This is a genomic window from Flavihumibacter petaseus NBRC 106054, from assembly GCF_000974785.1.
In the GTDB taxonomy this organism is placed as follows: domain Bacteria; phylum Bacteroidota; class Bacteroidia; order Chitinophagales; family Chitinophagaceae; genus Flavihumibacter; species Flavihumibacter petaseus.
This window is the reverse complement of record NZ_BBWV01000001.1, coordinates 921,029-936,181: the sequence shown is the minus strand read 5'-3', so window position 1 is coordinate 936,181 and position 15,153 is coordinate 921,029. Positions and strand designations below refer to the sequence as shown.

At 43.6% G+C, this 15,153-nt stretch carries 13 protein-coding genes; 4 read left to right on the top strand and 9 right to left on the bottom strand.

Annotation, left to right across the window (positions count from 1 at the left end; genetic code table 11):
* Window positions 1–17: 17 nt before the first annotated feature.
* Complete coding sequence (locus FPE01S_RS03950) at window positions 18–818, bottom strand: alpha/beta fold hydrolase (protein WP_046367560.1); 801 nt, start codon at window positions 816–818, stop codon at window positions 18–20.
* A 211-nt stretch (window positions 819–1,029) separates the two neighbouring features.
* Here FPE01S_RS03950 and FPE01S_RS03945 point away from each other — a divergent pair, with 211 nt between their 5' ends.
* Together FPE01S_RS03945 and FPE01S_RS03940 are read left to right on the top strand one after the other, a co-directional pair.
* Window positions 1,030–3,219: a tetratricopeptide repeat-containing sensor histidine kinase gene (locus FPE01S_RS03945; RefSeq protein WP_052955491.1), complete on the top strand. Its 2,190-nt coding sequence runs from the start codon at window positions 1,030–1,032 to the stop codon at window positions 3,217–3,219.
* Entirely contained in the window at window positions 3,216–5,159 is a 1,944-nt protein-coding gene (locus FPE01S_RS03940) for a sigma 54-interacting transcriptional regulator (RefSeq protein ID WP_046367559.1), read from the top strand. Before FPE01S_RS03945 ends, FPE01S_RS03940 begins: the two co-directional genes overlap by 4 nt.
* A 6-nt stretch (window positions 5,160–5,165) precedes the next feature.
* Here the strand turns inward: FPE01S_RS03940 and FPE01S_RS03935 are convergent, their stop codons facing one another.
* The 3 genes from FPE01S_RS03935 to FPE01S_RS03925 form a co-directional block, all read right to left on the bottom strand.
* Window positions 5,166–5,876 (bottom strand): YqjF family protein, encoded by a 711-nt coding sequence (locus FPE01S_RS03935; RefSeq protein WP_046367558.1) that lies wholly within the window; start codon window positions 5,874–5,876, stop codon window positions 5,166–5,168.
* Window positions 5,877–6,088: 212 nt separating this feature from the next.
* Window positions 6,089–6,595 (bottom strand): lipocalin-like domain-containing protein, encoded by a 507-nt coding sequence (locus tag FPE01S_RS03930; protein WP_046367557.1) that lies wholly within the window; start codon window positions 6,593–6,595, stop codon window positions 6,089–6,091.
* A gap of 24 nt (window positions 6,596–6,619) precedes the next feature.
* Complete coding sequence (locus FPE01S_RS03925) at window positions 6,620–6,970, bottom strand: 5-carboxymethyl-2-hydroxymuconate Delta-isomerase (RefSeq protein ID WP_046367556.1); 351 nt, start codon at window positions 6,968–6,970, stop codon at window positions 6,620–6,622.
* 94 nt (window positions 6,971–7,064) lie between these two features.
* On the opposite strand from FPE01S_RS03925, the gene FPE01S_RS03920 reads away from it, so the two are divergent.
* The gene (locus FPE01S_RS03920) at window positions 7,065–7,937 is read left to right on the top strand and encodes an AraC family transcriptional regulator (RefSeq protein ID WP_046368634.1); all 873 of its coding nucleotides are present in this window, start codon (window positions 7,065–7,067) and stop codon (window positions 7,935–7,937) included.
* Between the two features lie 66 nt (window positions 7,938–8,003).
* Here the strand turns inward: FPE01S_RS03920 and FPE01S_RS03915 are convergent, their stop codons facing one another.
* The 5 genes from FPE01S_RS03915 to FPE01S_RS03900 all read right to left on the bottom strand — a co-directional run bounded on the left by FPE01S_RS03915 (window position 8,004) and on the right by FPE01S_RS03900 (window position 11,504).
* Window positions 8,004–8,555 carry a dihydrofolate reductase family protein gene (locus FPE01S_RS03915; protein ID WP_046367555.1) on the bottom strand — a complete coding sequence of 184 codons (552 nt, stop codon included), beginning with the start codon at window positions 8,553–8,555 and terminating at the stop codon, window positions 8,004–8,006.
* An 80-nt stretch (window positions 8,556–8,635) separates the two neighbouring features.
* Window positions 8,636–9,010, bottom strand: a complete 375-nt coding sequence (locus tag FPE01S_RS26125) for a tetratricopeptide repeat protein (protein WP_217998166.1) — start codon at window positions 9,008–9,010, stop codon at window positions 8,636–8,638.
* Window positions 9,010–9,657 (bottom strand): SseB family protein, encoded by a 648-nt coding sequence (locus tag FPE01S_RS26120; RefSeq protein WP_217998165.1) that lies wholly within the window; start codon window positions 9,655–9,657, stop codon window positions 9,010–9,012. The genes FPE01S_RS26125 and FPE01S_RS26120 overlap by 1 nt, the downstream gene beginning before the upstream one ends.
* A 46-nt stretch (window positions 9,658–9,703) precedes the next feature.
* Entirely contained in the window at window positions 9,704–10,579 is an 876-nt protein-coding gene (locus tag FPE01S_RS03905) for an alpha/beta fold hydrolase (protein WP_052955490.1), read from the bottom strand.
* 124 nt (window positions 10,580–10,703) lie between these two features.
* Complete coding sequence (locus tag FPE01S_RS03900) at window positions 10,704–11,504, bottom strand: hypothetical protein (protein WP_157473887.1); 801 nt, start codon at window positions 11,502–11,504, stop codon at window positions 10,704–10,706.
* Between the two features lie 233 nt (window positions 11,505–11,737).
* On the opposite strand from FPE01S_RS03900, the gene ileS reads away from it, so the two are divergent.
* A complete protein-coding gene (ileS, locus tag FPE01S_RS03895) occupies window positions 11,738–15,121 on the top strand; it encodes an isoleucine--tRNA ligase (protein ID WP_046367552.1) in 3,384 nt (1,127 codons plus the stop codon).
* The last annotated feature ends 32 nt before the right edge of the window (window positions 15,122–15,153 follow it).

The window sequence follows — 15,153 nt, the reverse complement described above, 5'->3', positions numbered from 1 at the left end:
TTAATTTTATAGAATGATTAAATAGTACTGCCGTTATATTGTTTTTTGATCCATTCGAAAACAAATTCAGCAGTTTTCTTCCAGTCTGGCTGGCCTAAAACAAAATGAGTGTGACCAGCAAACTCCTGGTAATCGGTTGTTGAGTTGCTTTTCCTGTATTTCCTGAAGTTTGCGTAGTTGAGTGATGCAGGTATCGTATGATCATTGCTGCCAGAGATGAATAGCAGTGGGGCATGTGGATTCTCAAAATTTATTTTGGCCGCTTTCGTGATGGTATCCCGGACGATCAGTTTGGATTCCGGTATGGTATATTGGTAATAGGAATTTTTTTGTTCTTCAGCCGTCATTCCATTGGTGAACGCATATTTCCATTGGCTGAAAGAATGCAGGAATGATTTTTTGGTGGAAGTAAAAAAGCCCAAAGGCCCCCAGCCGGCTTTAATAAATGAAAATTTGAAAGTCATTATCCCTTGTGGCGGGACCGAATGGATAGCTATTCCCAATGCGCCCAATCCCTCTTGCAATAGAAGTTGTACGAGAAGACCTCCGATCGAATGCCCTATCAAAATTGGCTTTTCCGGTAATTGCTTTGCAAACGTGGCAAAATACTTCGTTAGCATGTGTAGCCTGTTGGAAGCTATGGCGCTGTTTGGATGACTTTTTCGAAGTGCTTCGGCTGTATCGTCTTTATAAGGCCATGCAGGAGCAAAAGTTTTATACCCTTTACCCTGGAAAAAAGTGCACCAGTCGTCCCAGCAACTGTGGTGAACAAAAGCCCCCGTGATAAACAATATTGTTTTTGATTGATGATGTCCCATTTGCAAAGGTGTTTGCAACAGTTTGTCAACAAGGGTGCCACAAGCCGAAGTGATTGTTTATCAATTGAAGGAGCTTTTTGGAGCAATCGGCCCGCACCGATATTTCGGTGGAAGAGGCTATAAAACACGAAATATCGGTGAGGAGTTTCTGTCAATATTTTGTATTCAAAAGCCGAACAGCTTGTTCAAAGGGTTGTAGATTTACAGGGCTATGTGGAAATTGAAACCGAAACTCATTTTGTTTTTAGTTTTTTGCCTGAACACCTGTTTCGCGCAGGAACCTGGCACGCTTTCCAAATTTCAACTTTATGCAGCTTTAAGTAAAAGAATACCAGATAGCAGTCGACAGTATTATTATAACCAGTTAGGGTATACTTATATTCTTCAATCCTGGAGGGAAGATGAACTTATTGACAGTTCATTATTTTATTTGCGGAAGGCGGTTTATTTAGGCGATTCAGCCAACACTTACAACAGTGAGATTAATAATCAAAGTCTTGTGCTTCTCGGGATGGCGTATATACGGAAAAGAAATTTTGAAACCGGGATAAAAATATTGTCCCAGGTGATCAATTCCTATCAAAGAACGGGAAACAAAGGTCGGGAAGCTGATGTCCGTATGCAGGAAGGAGATTATCTTCTCTTTTATGATGTGTATCAGGATACGATAGAAAATGGGTTCAGAAAGGCTTTACTGCTTTACTCCGAGATGGGAAATATGCAGAGAAAGATCGATGCGACAATGCAGCTGGGCAATTTGTATTTTCATAAAAACCAATTCATTACTGCAGACAGCATATTTCTGATTGCCCTGGCAGATGCAAAAGGAAATGAACTGTACCGGTTGCCAGAGATTTATTTGTTCCTGTCTTCAGCAAACAGGTATGGTGGCAGGTTTGACCAGGCGCTGAAATACTCATTGGAAGCCGTCAAAAATTCTGAGCAGTCAAAGGAAACAAAATCGCTTGCCAATTGCTATGGAGAACTGGCCCTGGTGTATGAGGAACTGAATATGCCGGAACAGAGCATTTACTGGTATAAGAAATGTTTAGAGATCAGATCTAAGATTGCATCGGAGCGATTTACTTATTTCACGGCCTATCTCTTAACCATTCAAATGATAAAGGCGAAGGAAGCGAGGCAGGCAATCGGGTTATTGAATAACCTTACAAAATTGAAACCACCCGTTCATGCCGACGAGAAAGGTAGTTTATTTCAAAGTTTCGCATATTGTTATGATGCAATGGGGGATTATCCCATGGCAGAAAAATATTTTCTGGGCATGATAAGCGAATTTGATCGTGGAGACAGGAATATAGAAACTATTATGATTGCTGATTATGATATTGGAAAGTTTTATGTTAAGCTAAATGAATTCAAGAAGGCAAAGCCTTATTTATTAAAAGCATCTGGCCTGATGACCACAACATCGGCGACACGAATCATGGATTTAAATTACCTGTTGTTTAAAGTTGACTCGGCCGATGGAAATTATCCTGCTGCGATCAGGCATTTTCAATTGTATAAAGCCCTTAATGACTCTATTTTCACCGTTGCAAAAGACAAAGAGGTGCATGAATTACTTATTAAGTATGAGACTGATAAGAAAGATCAAAGTATTCAACTTCTGGAAAAAGATAAGAAGATTCAGCTTGGCCTTGCAGCCCTGCTCCTGATCATTATTGCTTTGTTAATAAACAAGTCCATCCTTAAGCAAAAGGCAAATAGGAAGTTATTCATCCAGCAACAGGAAATTGAAAAGAAAAATGCCGCCCTTGAACATTTGGTCCGGGAAAAGGAATGGCTTGTCAGGGAAATTCATCATAGGGTGAAGAATAATTTTCATATGGTGATGGGTTTATTGGGAACACAATCACGATACCTTGAGTCAGATGAAGCGATAAAAGCAGTAGAAGAAAGCAAGCATCGTGTGCAGGCAATGTCACTGATCCATCAAAAATTGTATCAGTCAGAGGATCTGTCGGCAATTAATATGCCTGATTATATTCATGAATTAGTCAGTTACCTGCGGGATAGCTTTAACCTCAGGAAGTCAGTTTATTTTGTTGTAGATGTTGACCCGGTAATGTTAAATCTTACCTACTGTGTTCCTATTGGATTGATTATAAGTGAGGCCGTTACCAATTCAATCAAGTATGCTTTTCCGGAAAATAGGGAGGGTGTTATTCATATTTCATTAAAAGAGGTAGATGAAAAGTATTTCAGACTGGTGATCCATGACAATGGCGTTGGCTTGCCGGATCATTTCAACATTGCCAGCCAACAATCCATGGGTCTTAGATTAATGAAAGGGCTTAGCGACGACATAGATGGAGGCTTTTCGATTCAGCGTAACAACGGGACGGAAATAGCCATTAACTTTTCAATTATTGCTTCATGAAAGAAAGAATATTGATCGTGGAAGATCAGTTTGTCGAAGCGGATTATCTCAGCTTGATGCTGGAGAAAAAGGGCTATACGGTATCAGGTATTGCCCGTTCTGTGCCTGAAGCAAAGGAATTGATAAAGGAGGAACGACCGGGGTTTGTTTTGCTCGATATTTTTCTAAAGGGCAAACAAACCGGAATTGATCTTGCCAGAAATCTGGCAGAGAACAATATTCCATTTGTTTACTTATCAGCCAATTCAAATGAAGAGGTGTTAAATGCAGCAAAAGAGACACAACCATATGGATTTCTGGTTAAACCATTTCGTGAGAGAGACCTCTTTGTCATGCTGGAGATTGCCCGATACCGTTATGAACAAAGTCTTGAATCCAGGTTACGACGGGAAAAGGATCTTAAGAGAAAATTGGAAGTACTCAGTAAGGAAAAGGGCGGTTGGAAGGGAAAGCTTTTAAATATGGCCAAAGTGCTCCAGGTGTATTTGGCATTTGATTGCCTTGCTATAAAATTGAAAGTATTTAAAGAAGATAGTTTTAATGGCTTTGCTTTTTTGCGGATTGGTTATGATGAATACCAGGCAATAGGTCTTACCGAACTATCAACTATATCAGGAATGTCGCCAGGTAAGCTTAAGGACCTGCTTGCGAGCTCGTCGGCTGACGAAACACCGGGATGTTACACCGGCGATCAATTTGAAAAACTATCTGTATCGCACCCGATTAAGCAATTACTCGCAAAGACATTTGATTTCCAGTCGAATCTGGTCATTCCTTTTGAATCATCGGACGGTTTTAGTTTTTCACTTAGTTTTTTCCGGCGGGTGCCGGATGGCTTTAACGCTGAGCAGCTTGATTGGTTTTTACACCTTCATGAGCCATTAATTGGCGTATTCAATAGTATTCATGAAGAAGACAGGAGAGTTGTATTGAAGCAAAATGAGCCGTTTATTGCGGTGAATGAGATGCAACATTCAACTGATTTTGGATTTGACGGTATCATTGGAACAAGTCCGGCATTATTGAGTGTGATGGACCTGGTAGCGCAGATCGCCAAACAGAATACGTCTGTATTATTATTGGGTGAGAGCGGAACCGGTAAAGAAAGGATCGCTGATTGCATTCATAATTCATCTTCAAGAAAAGGAAAGCCTTTTGTCAAAATTAATTGCGCAGCTTTACCTGCAACATTGATAGAATCTGAGTTATTCGGTCATGAAAAAGGAGCATTTACCGGAGCACATGAGAAAAGGATCGGGAAATTTGAGAAGGCAGACGGTGGAACTATTTTCCTGGATGAGATTGGGGAAATGCCGCTGGAGTTGCAGGTAAAATTGTTGAGAGTACTGCAGGAGAAGGAAATTGAAAGGATTGGTGGAAAAGATACCATTAAAGTTGATGTACGTATTATCGCTGCGACAAACAGGAATTTGGAAAAAGAAGTTGCGGAAGGAAGATTCCGGCTGGATTTATATTATCGCTTAAACGTTTTTCCAATTTGTTTACCTGCGCTTCGTGATCGTAAGGAAGATATACCGGCATTATGTCAATTCTTTATAAATGTCTATAGTCAGAAGGCAGGTTTGAAAGTAAGCGGAATTTCTGATAAGGTTTTGAGCAGTATGAATAGTTATGATTGGCCGGGAAACATAAGGGAACTTGAACACCTGATTGAACGGGGAGTATTGCTGGCCAAAGGTCACATAATCCAGGATCTTCCTTTGCCAAAAATTGATAAGAAGGAAAATGGTAATAGTGACGAAGTTTTGCGAATAAAGACGATCCAGGAAAATGAGCGGGACCATATTTTGTCCGTTCTGCGCAAATGCAATGGCAGGATATGGGGCGCCGGAGCTGCAGCAGAGATTCTAAACATTCCTCCTCAGACATTGCAATCAAGAATGAAGAAACTGGGAATAAAAAAGGAGTATATCAGATAGCTGGTCTTAAATGATTTTTCCAGCGTTGACTTTTATCGGAGAACCTTCCGCGAGAAATACAGATTTGGGATTCTCGTTCTTTAAAAAGTCAAACTCTTCCCCGTAAATGTTTCCGAAATCCACATCAATATGATAGCCTTTGGTTGGATAGACATCCCACTTCGGATGTTCAACCTGGTATTCGGAAGTTTTTGTGCTTGTTATCCGGGTATATCCCCAATAGTGTTCTGTGATAAATTCTTCCTCACTGCCCGCTGCAATTTGCACGGAGACCTGGTCAGCTTTCACTTTAATTGAGTGCCATCGCCCTTTCTTCCATTTATATTCGGCAGTTATTGTGTGATTGGCGGTGATCCAGGAATGCTCCATGGGCATGGTTTCGTAGTTCTCTTTGTAAACAGTATTGGCCACCAATGTCAACGCTGGTTTGGGGACAATTTCTTTCACAAATACAACTCCCCGCTTCCAGGTTCCGCTGTCATTATAGCGAACATAAAACCGCAGGTTTACTTCTTCAAAATTTGTATGGAAGGGAATTCTGAATCCTTTGAGTTTCGTGTTGGTAAACAGAAATCCGACCAGGCTTACATAACAGGTGTTATTCCATAAATCCAGCTCAGTCCGGTGAGGCAGGTAACTGTTAAGCAGGCTTTTGTCAACAGCGTAATTAGCCATTGCTAATTTTCTCCACTCGGCCTGTAAAAAAGTATTTGCCATAATTCAGGGATTGGTTTACTGATATTCAGTCCTTCCGGGTTTTCCCCGTCAATATAAGCAATTACATTGTCGTTGAATATTACTGACCTTCTTTCTTTTGGAATGCAGTCTCTATAGTTGGAAAGCAAGGTGTCGTATCGAATTGCATCTTTACAGTGGTAGGTGTATTTGTCTTTACGTAGACCCATCCCAATGGTGCTTCTCTGTCAGATTTAGTATTGTTTCTTCCAGACAACTTTAGCTGTTATTGAGCCGCCGTTAGTGGTTTGGGTGACAATATAACTTAACGTATTCTCTTCCAATGTGTAGGAACGGACCTGGACTGTACTTTCCCAATTCGGATAAAATGCATGTTGTACATTAAATGCAATTGTACGCTGCGTCAAGTCCACCGTATATCTGCCAAAGTGAGAATTATTGCCTTGTACCAATGCACTATTTTCTTCCGGGGTAGCCTTGTTTTTATCATTAGCTGCCACTTTCGGGCGAAATGCCTTTAATATTTGAATAGCGTAATCACCTCCATTGGTTAAAACAAGCAGGCCCACAGGGCTGTCGCCATAGGGTAGCGTTTTACTTCCGTCGGCATTGGTGTTTTCAACAGCGACCAGTGACCATGTGCCTGCAAATTGTTTCCTTACTTTTTTGGATGGTTTGTTATCCTGAGCTTGCATTGATACGAAAAACAACAAACTAACGATAGTCATTGAGTATTTCATGATCTTAAATTTTTATACATGGAATTATTTTGCCACCAAATTCCTGTTACTGTAACCGATCTTTGTAAACTCATCTATACTTGATGCAATGAATTCTACATCGGGAAACAAATCAACCAATGGCTTTACAATACTTTGCGATAAGTCGGCTATTTCTTTATCAGTTCTTCCTTCAAGGATATAACCGAAGACATGAATAAAGTCTGTTGGCTTTCCGCCAACTTCATACCTTGAATAGGGGTTCACCCTTACCTTAATATCAGCTTTTTCAAAAAGACCGCTTGAAAAGGTTGCTTCAAAGATTGTTTTTAAAATTTCCCGTTCCTGCACTTTAGTTAAAATGTTTGCGGAGCAATCAATAATGAAATGTGGCATATTCTATAATTTAGTTTTTAATTGTAGTAAAATTATCCAAGGAGAATCTGATTCAAATTGTACTATTTTACACTTGTTCAGTACATTTATGCCAATGAAGGGGAATGTATTATACAGGCAATATGAAATAGAGTGGAAAGAACTTGAACATTTCAATAAGCCTTCGAGGCGCAACAATTTCTTTGAATTAATTTATATTATAGATGGCACAGGCACTCAGACAGTAAACAAAAACCACTTCAATTACCGCAAAGGCAATTTGTTTTTACTAACTCCGCAGGATGTATATTCATTCAAAATCAGTACAACTACTTCTTTCTTCTTTATCCGTTTTAATGAATTGTATGTAAAAGATAGAATCAAGAAAGACGATGATGCAATAACACAGGTTGAGTATATATTGAAAAATGCAAGTCACAGGCCTGGCTGCATTTTGAAAAATAAGTCTGACAAGCCTTTAATCGCGTCACTTGTTAATTCAGTCCTGAATGAGCAAATAAACCAACAATTATATTACACAAGGGTTTCGGAACAGATGGTAAATACAATTATTACCATTGTGGCCAGGAATATAGCACTGAAACTACCCAAGAACATCAAAGAAACAACTGGCGAGCCCGTTATAGAAATACTGAATTACATTCAGGAAAACATATTTGAACCCCAGCGCCTGAGAGTTGAAAAACTTAGTGAGCATTTCAATATTTCGCTTAACTATCTGGGCCGGTATTTTAAGAAGCAAACCGGGGATACGCTTCAGAATTATATTTTCAATTTCAAAATGCGTTTAGTGGAGACAAGGCTACTGCATAGCGATATGCGGATAAGTGAAATTTCTGAGGAATTTAGTTTTACTGACGAAAGCCACCTCAATCGCCTTTTTAGGAAATTCAAAGGCGTAAGCCCGACAGAGTTTAGAAAAATAAACAGCACAAAAGAAGGCAAAATAGTAGAAGTATCCCTGTAACATGGATATTCTTTACTCAGCGGTTACAGGTGGATTGGTGGAGATTCAGATCCGATGAGCTGCTAGTCATTTGATTGAAGGGACGTAGTGCAGTATGACTGCACCGTTAGGAAATAGTTTGGTATTTGTCAGTTTTAGAATAGTCCGGTCATTTACCTGGTCAAATAGTGGCATTCCGTGTCCGGCAATAACAGGATGTACACAAAGCTGGTATTCGTCAATTAAATTGAGGTTCAACAGTTGATTAATCAGACTGCGACTACCTACAAGAATGTCTTTGCCTTGTTGCTGTTTCAGTTCTTTTACCATTTCGTCGGCGGGTTTAGTTGCGATTACCGCACTGCTCCAGTCAGTATTACTTAACTTTTTTGAGAAGACGATTTTATGAATTTTATCAATTGCCCGGGCAAACTCGTCGTATGTATTATCACCGGATGGGTTTTTGATCAGTGTCTGCCAGTATTGCATGAGTTGGTAAGTAATCCTTCCATAAAGGATGGTGTCGGCATTGTTTAGCAAGTCAGTATAGTGCTGATGGATTGCTTCGTCCGGCAGCCCTGCTGTGTGGTCGCAGTTGCCATCAATAGTCATATTTATTGCTGCAATTACTTTTCTCATATCCTGGTTTTGGTTATTACTTATTCATTATTTACCTCCCTGTATTCTTCCGTTAATGACACTGCACCCCGCACAACACGCTATTTTATTGTATCCTCGAAAGTTGGTCTTTTTCGTTTTCCGGATACAACATCCCGTACAATTGCTTCTATATTCCTGTTAACGGAGTCGGATGGAAGGATCCTGATCGCCTCATTAATGGTAGCCAACGCTTCACTGTCTTTCTCCGCCAGTAATAAATTCATAGCATGATTGCCCAATATGGCAGCATCGTGTGGTTTTCTTTTCAGGGACTCTTCGGAATAGTATATTGCTTTGTCAAGGTCTTTGAGATGCATCGCCTCCAGGGAAGCCTCCATCGGAATAGAGGAGTTTTCCGATTCAATTTTGAAAGCTGATTCCAGTTGTTCAAATGCTTCGGTATGTCTGTCCAGTCGTTGTAGTGATTTGGCCATCAAAACCATGCTTGCCAATGGTCAGGAATCATGCCGAGACATTCTTTAAATCCGTCAATAGATTCTTCAAGACGCAACTTCTCAGATTTGGATAGGGCTTTCCTATTGTATCCGTCCAGATATATCAGGCCCTTCTGCTTTTCACCGGCATTCCTGAATATTTTGTTGAATTGTTCATTTTTCTGCGTGGCGATTTCACTATCGTCTATTTGATCATAAATTGTTCCATCCATGAGACTCGCAATTTCCTCCGGGATTAACTCTTTTCGATAGTCGGAATAGGGATTCAGCATGAAAGTCGCCCCTTTAGCCAGGTCAAACAGATCCTGCCCTTTCAGGCTCAAATAATTTACTTCCTTTTTAACAATGCCGTTGTCGAAAATTCTGTTTGTTGATGTAAAGACAGGGATGTGGCCGGTTTCAAATACAACAAGCTGAACTGTTGTGTCTGCTTCCAGAATCCTGTTTCCCTGTTCAGCATCAGAAACGCCGCCAGTTAATACATAAAGTTGGTTCCATAATAGTTTTTGGTAGAAATCCTTACGGGCTGATACACTTGATGTTGCCTGCATCAGGCATTTCTCCAGTTCATTTACCGGGAATTCCGGTTCTGTTTTCTTTTTCTTAAATATGTCTAGTATTCCCATGGTTTGGTTTAGCTGTTGTTTTTCTACAGGTACCGATAAGTTCAGGTTATTTTAAAAAATTGTTCAGGTAGTCTAGAATTGTTTTTGTCTGGGTCATCAGGCTGACATGGTTCTGCGCAGGCACGATGGCCAGTTGTGATTTTGGCATTGGGGCCATATCTCCGATAATACCACCACCCAACAACTGGTAGGTCTTCATCAGTTCAACTTTGTCCAGTCCGTCGTTGTCGCCTGCAATCAAAAGCACTGGGGAGGAAATACGCGCAATACTGCTGTCACCAATGTCGAAGGTTTCCCCTGCAAAAACAATCATCTGGTCCAGGAAACTTCTCCATTTTGCTTTGTCCGGTGCAACCGCTTCATATCCAGTTTTCAGGGGCGAATCGTCAAAGAATTCGGGTTTGAAATCATTAAGCGCATTATTTACTTCGGGTAACCAGCCAGTGCTTTTATAGGTAGAGGAGATGATTACCAGTTTCTTTAACCGTTTGGGAAATTGGACAGCGAACTGGTAGGCTACGGAACCCCCCATGCTGTATCCGGCAACATCGGCGCTGTCGACCTTCAGGTAGTTCATGATCTGCTCTACATCACTTGCCAGTGATTTAAGGTCCAGTTTCCTTTCAGCGTAGGGGCTGTGGCCATGGCCCTGCAATTCTATGGCTATAACCTTTCGGGTCTTTGATAACCCGGGGATTAATTCCGCCCAGTTCATTTCAATGGTATAGAAAGCTCCATGCAACAAAACGATGGGCTGTCCCTGGCCGTATATTTCATAATAGACTTTAATGCCATTAACCGGTGCATAGCCACTACTGGAAGGTTTAATTTTCTGTGCCATAGTTTGAGGTGTTAGCGCCAGCGACATGGCAGCCAGGAAGACCGCCATGAGTAAACGATTGAATCCCGGTAAGTTTTTCATCTTATTGTTCAATTTTGTTTACATGATTGATGATAACAAAGATTTATATGAACCGGGAATTTATCGGGTGATTCAGCGACAATTTTGGGGTGGATTGCGACAATTGCGACAAGTAGTGCCACGATCAAAATCTAATTCCTGCGCCAATTTTGAGGTTTGCAGACGCCAGCGAATAGTGCTTCTTTGCTGACGCCAGTTCTGTAGTCTGGGGCCAGTCGGCATAGTAGTTGTATTCTTGTGAAGGAGATGCTCCAAAATAATTGGCATTAGCTAGTACAAAAAGCCTCCTGGATAGCTGGTAATTTATTGCAAGCGAGGCGCTATAACAAAATGTCACCGGCAAATTTTCTTTGCCTTTACTGAATGCGGATGCCGGCCCGGATAAACCTGGATAGTAATAAGAATAGGAAAACCCTGGTACTTTTGTTTTACAGAAACCCATTGATATCATCGGTGTCAACTCCCATCGGGAGGCAGAAGAGAACGGAATAGAATAATATACGCCGGGCATAACTTTAAATACTTTCCAGTTGTCTGAATTAACATTTACAATCATTTGATCCGACCCATGCTTTTTGATTTCATTTCTTAAATACTCTTCGTCTTGTTTATTAATTGATCCGCCAATAATTAAAGAAACACCCAACGATTTTTTTAACTGATACATAAACACAGCATCAGCGGACAAACCTACCACAGCATTTCCCGAAGTGTCATGGGGAGTGGCTGAAAAAGATTTATGTGCAAATCGCCCAAGGGGGATAGACGCACCTGCTTCAATCCGTACAGAAAATTTTTCGTCTGGCACTTGGGCCTTTGCAACAACAGTGGCCAATACTGAAAATAACAGGAATAGGAAAAATGCAATGTGCTTCATCTTAATGAAAGGTATTTCCGGTGATGATTTTACCGCTTTACATGCCATCAGGCAATGCTTAGCTCCCTCACTCACAGACCATGGGATGGTCCGGATAGATAAGGTTTCGCTTTCGCGATCTAATAATACTGAAATGCAATCAAGGTGACAAGAACTGCACCCCTGCCAATCGGGCATAAAGGCAATCTCCGGCGTGGGTGCCGTTAATATTTCGTAATTTTGCGTCTATTTGTTTCTTTGGATAGGTATAATCGATTAATTATCAGGTTGTTTTAATATTTATGGCAGCGAAGTACCGGGAATTTCAACAGTTGAATTTGCCTTCGATCGAAGCGGAGATCCTCGAAAAATGGAACCGCGAACAGGCTTTCGAAAAAAGTGTGTCCCTCAGGGAAGGCGCCGCACCCTTTGTATTCTATGAAGGGCCGCCCAGCGCCAATGGAATGCCCGGTATTCACCACGTCATTTCCCGCGCCCTGAAAGACCTCGTCTGCCGCTATAAAACCATGCAGGGCTTCCAGGTGAAACGCAAAGGCGGCTGGGATACCCACGGCCTCCCCATCGAACTGGGTGTCGAAAAGGAACTCGGCATCACCAAGGAAGACATCGGCAAAAAGATCACGGTTGAGGAATACAATCAGAAATGCCGCGAAGCCGTGCTGCGTTTCAAGGACAAATGGGACAATCTCACCCAGAAAATGGGTTACTGGGTTGACCTCAATGATCCTTATATCACGTTCGACAACAGCTATATCGAAACGCTGTGGTGGTGCCTGCAACGCCTCTATAAAAAAGGCCTGCTCTACAAGAGTGTTTCCATCCAGCCGTATTCCCCCGCAGCAGGAACCGGCCTGAGCTCCCACGAACTCAACCAACCCGGTACCTATAAGGATGTAAAGGATACCAGTGCCGTCGCCATGTTCAAGGCTGTCCGAAATGCGGAAAGCGCTTTCCTGTATAATGCCGCCGAAAAAGCGGAAGGCGCGGGAGCAGAAGTGTACTTCATGGCCTGGACCACCACGCCCTGGACGCTACCCTCCAACCTCGGTCTGACGGTTGGCGCCAATATCGACTATGTACTGGTGCGCACGTTCAACCCCTATACGCACCTGCCCGTGAACGTTGTACTGGCAAAAGCACTCCTGCACAAATACTTCAAACCCGAACACGAAAACGGCGATTTCGCCGCCTATGACCCTGCCGGAAAAGCACTCCCCTGGAGCATCCTGGCCGAATTCAAGGGCAAGGCGCTCGAACATCTCCGTTATGAGCAGCTGCTGCCTTACCCGGCCAATACCGCCGAAAAATCCGGCGGCGACCCCTTCCGGCTGCTGATCGACAATTTTGTGACCACCGAAGATGGTACCGGTATCGTGCATACCGCCCCGGCTTTCGGTGCAGATGACTATAAGGTAGGGAAGAAGTACGGCATCGGCATCCTCACCCTGGTAGACCGCGAAGGCAAATTCGTGGATGGCCTCGGCGAATTCTCCGGCCGTTATGTAAAAAATTATAAAGACCAGCCCGATTACGTGGATGTGAATGTTGACATCAGCGTAAAACTCAAAAAAGAGAACCGGGCCTTCAAGGTCGAAAAATACGAACACAGTTACCCCCATTGCTGGCGGACAGACAAACCCGTGTTGTACTATCCCCTCGATGCGTGGTTCATCAAAACCACCGCGATCAAAGACCGCATGGTGGAACTGAACAAGACCATCAACTGGAAACCGAAAGCTACCGGCGAAGGCCGTTTCGGCAACTGGCTGGAGAACATGGTGGACTGGAACCTCAGCCGCAGCCGCTTCTGGGGAACCCCGCTGCCCATCTGGCGCACGGAAGATGGCAGTGAAGAAAAATGCATCGGCTCCATCGCTGAGCTCAATGCCGAAATCCGGAAAGCCAACGAAGTACTGGGCGGTGATATCAACCACCACTACCTGCACGACGGTATCCTCGACCTGCATAAACCTTATGTGGACGAAGTGGTTCTCGTAAGCGAAAGTGGTAAGCCCATGCGCCGCGAACCGGACCTGATCGATGTGTGGTTCGACAGCGGGGCCATGCCCTATGCCCAGTGGGGACTTGACCAGGAAAAACTCGAAAGGGGAGAGGATCGTCCTTTTAAAGCGCCCTTCGGCCAGAATTTCCCGGCTGATTTCATTGCGGAAGGCGTTGACCAGACCCGCGGCTGGTTCTATACGCTACACGCCCTCGGCGCCTTGTTGTATGATAATGTTGCGTACAAGACAGTGGTGTCTAACGGTCTCGTGCTGGACCGGAACGGCAACAAGATGAGCAAACGCCTCGGCAACGTGGTGGACCCGTTTTCCACCATCGAGAAGTTTGGTGCGGATGCTACCCGCTGGTACCTGATCACCAATGCGTCGCCCTGGGATAGTCTCAAGTTTGACCTCGAAGGCATCAAAGAAGTGCAGCGCAAGTTCTTTGGTACCTTATATAATACCTACCAGTTCTTTGCCCTGTATGCGAATGTGGACGGTTTTGCTTTCCGCGAAGCCCCCATCCCGGTGCAGGAAAGGCCTGAAATCGACCAGTGGATCCTGAGCAGCCTGCAGAGCCTGGTAAAAGAGGTGACCGCTGCTTTTGATGATTACGAGCCGACCACGGCCGGCCGGCTGATCGACGAATTCGTGGATGAGCAGCTCAGCAACTGGTATGTACGCCTTTGCCGCAGGCGGTTCTGGAAAGGAGAGTACAGTACCGATAAGATCAGTGCTTACCAGACCCTGTATACCTGCCTCGAGACGATTGCGCGGCTGGCGGCACCGGTGACGCCTTTCTTTTCGGACTGGCTGTTCGGCAACCTGAACAGTGTTACCGGGAAGCATGCGTTGGAATCCGTTCACCATGTGCTGTATCCGAAGGCTGACGAAAGCCTGATCGACAAGGGGCTGGAGGAAAGGATGCAACTGGCGCAGGATGCCTCTTCGCTGGTGTTGTCGCTCCGGAAGAAGGTCAACATTAAAGTGCGGCAGCCGCTGCAGCGCATATTGATCCCTGTGCTGGATCCGGCGATGAAGACCCAGATCGACAAGGTGGAAGACCTGATACTGTCGGAAGTAAATGTGAAGGAAATCCAGTATCTGACAGATGCGGATGGTTTCATCAAGAAGAAGATCAGGCCTAATTTTCAGGCACTTGGAAAGCGCGTGGGAAGCAAAATGAAAGCGGTTTCAGCGGCTATCGGAAACTTTAATCAGGCCGATATTTCACAGCTGGAAAAAGAAGGTTCATATTCTTTGGAAATTGATAGCGAACCCTTAATATTACAAATCCATGAGGTTGAAATCACCAGTGAGGATATCCCTGGATGGATGGTAAGTTCGAAAGGGGCCCTCACGGTTGCCCTCGATGTTACGGTTAGTCCGGAACTGGAACAGGAGGGGAATGCCAGGGAGCTGGTGAACAGGATTCAGAAGATCAGGAAGGACAATGGCTACGAGCTGACCGACAGGATCCTGGTGCGGCTCGGTCAGGCGGGTCCGCTGGAGGCTTCCTTCCGGCAATTTGCGCCTTATATTAAGGCGGAAGTGCTGGCAGATGAGCTGGAAGTGGTGGATTCCCTGCAGGATGGAATGGCAATTGAAGTGAATGATCAACCAGTAACCGTTTGGGTCGATCGGTCGCCCCAATCCCAATAAAACAGATATTCATCACCGGATAAAAGGAATCA

Excerpts from the sequence above, each read along its gene's own strand:
- FPE01S_RS26120 (WP_217998165.1), bottom strand. The coding sequence starts at position 9,657 with ATGGGAATACTAGACATATTTAAGAAAAAGAAAACAGAACCGGAATTC.
- FPE01S_RS03935 (WP_046367558.1), bottom strand. The coding sequence starts at position 5,876 with ATGGCAAATACTTTTTTACAGGCCGAGTGGAGAAAATTAGCAATGGCT.
- ileS (WP_046367552.1), top strand. The coding sequence starts at position 11,738 with ATGGCAGCGAAGTACCGGGAATTTCAACAGTTGAATTTGCCTTCGATC.
- FPE01S_RS26125 (WP_217998166.1), bottom strand. The coding sequence starts at position 9,010 with ATGGCCAAATCACTACAACGACTGGACAGACATACCGAAGCATTTGAA.
- FPE01S_RS03900 (WP_157473887.1), bottom strand. The coding sequence starts at position 11,504 with ATGGCATGTAAAGCGGTAAAATCATCACCGGAAATACCTTTCATTAAG.
- FPE01S_RS03925 (WP_046367556.1), bottom strand. The coding sequence starts at position 6,970 with ATGCCACATTTCATTATTGATTGCTCCGCAAACATTTTAACTAAAGTG.
- FPE01S_RS03945 (WP_052955491.1), top strand. The coding sequence starts at position 1,030 with ATGTGGAAATTGAAACCGAAACTCATTTTGTTTTTAGTTTTTTGCCTG.
- FPE01S_RS03905 (WP_052955490.1), bottom strand. The coding sequence starts at position 10,579 with ATGAAAAACTTACCGGGATTCAATCGTTTACTCATGGCGGTCTTCCTG.
- FPE01S_RS03920 (WP_046368634.1), top strand. The coding sequence starts at position 7,065 with ATGAAGGGGAATGTATTATACAGGCAATATGAAATAGAGTGGAAAGAA.
- FPE01S_RS03915 (WP_046367555.1), bottom strand. The coding sequence starts at position 8,555 with ATGAGAAAAGTAATTGCAGCAATAAATATGACTATTGATGGCAACTGC.
- FPE01S_RS03930 (WP_046367557.1), bottom strand. The coding sequence starts at position 6,595 with ATGAAATACTCAATGACTATCGTTAGTTTGTTGTTTTTCGTATCAATG.
- FPE01S_RS03950 (WP_046367560.1), bottom strand. The coding sequence starts at position 818 with ATGGGACATCATCAATCAAAAACAATATTGTTTATCACGGGGGCTTTT.
- FPE01S_RS03940 (WP_046367559.1), top strand. The coding sequence starts at position 3,216 with ATGAAAGAAAGAATATTGATCGTGGAAGATCAGTTTGTCGAAGCGGAT.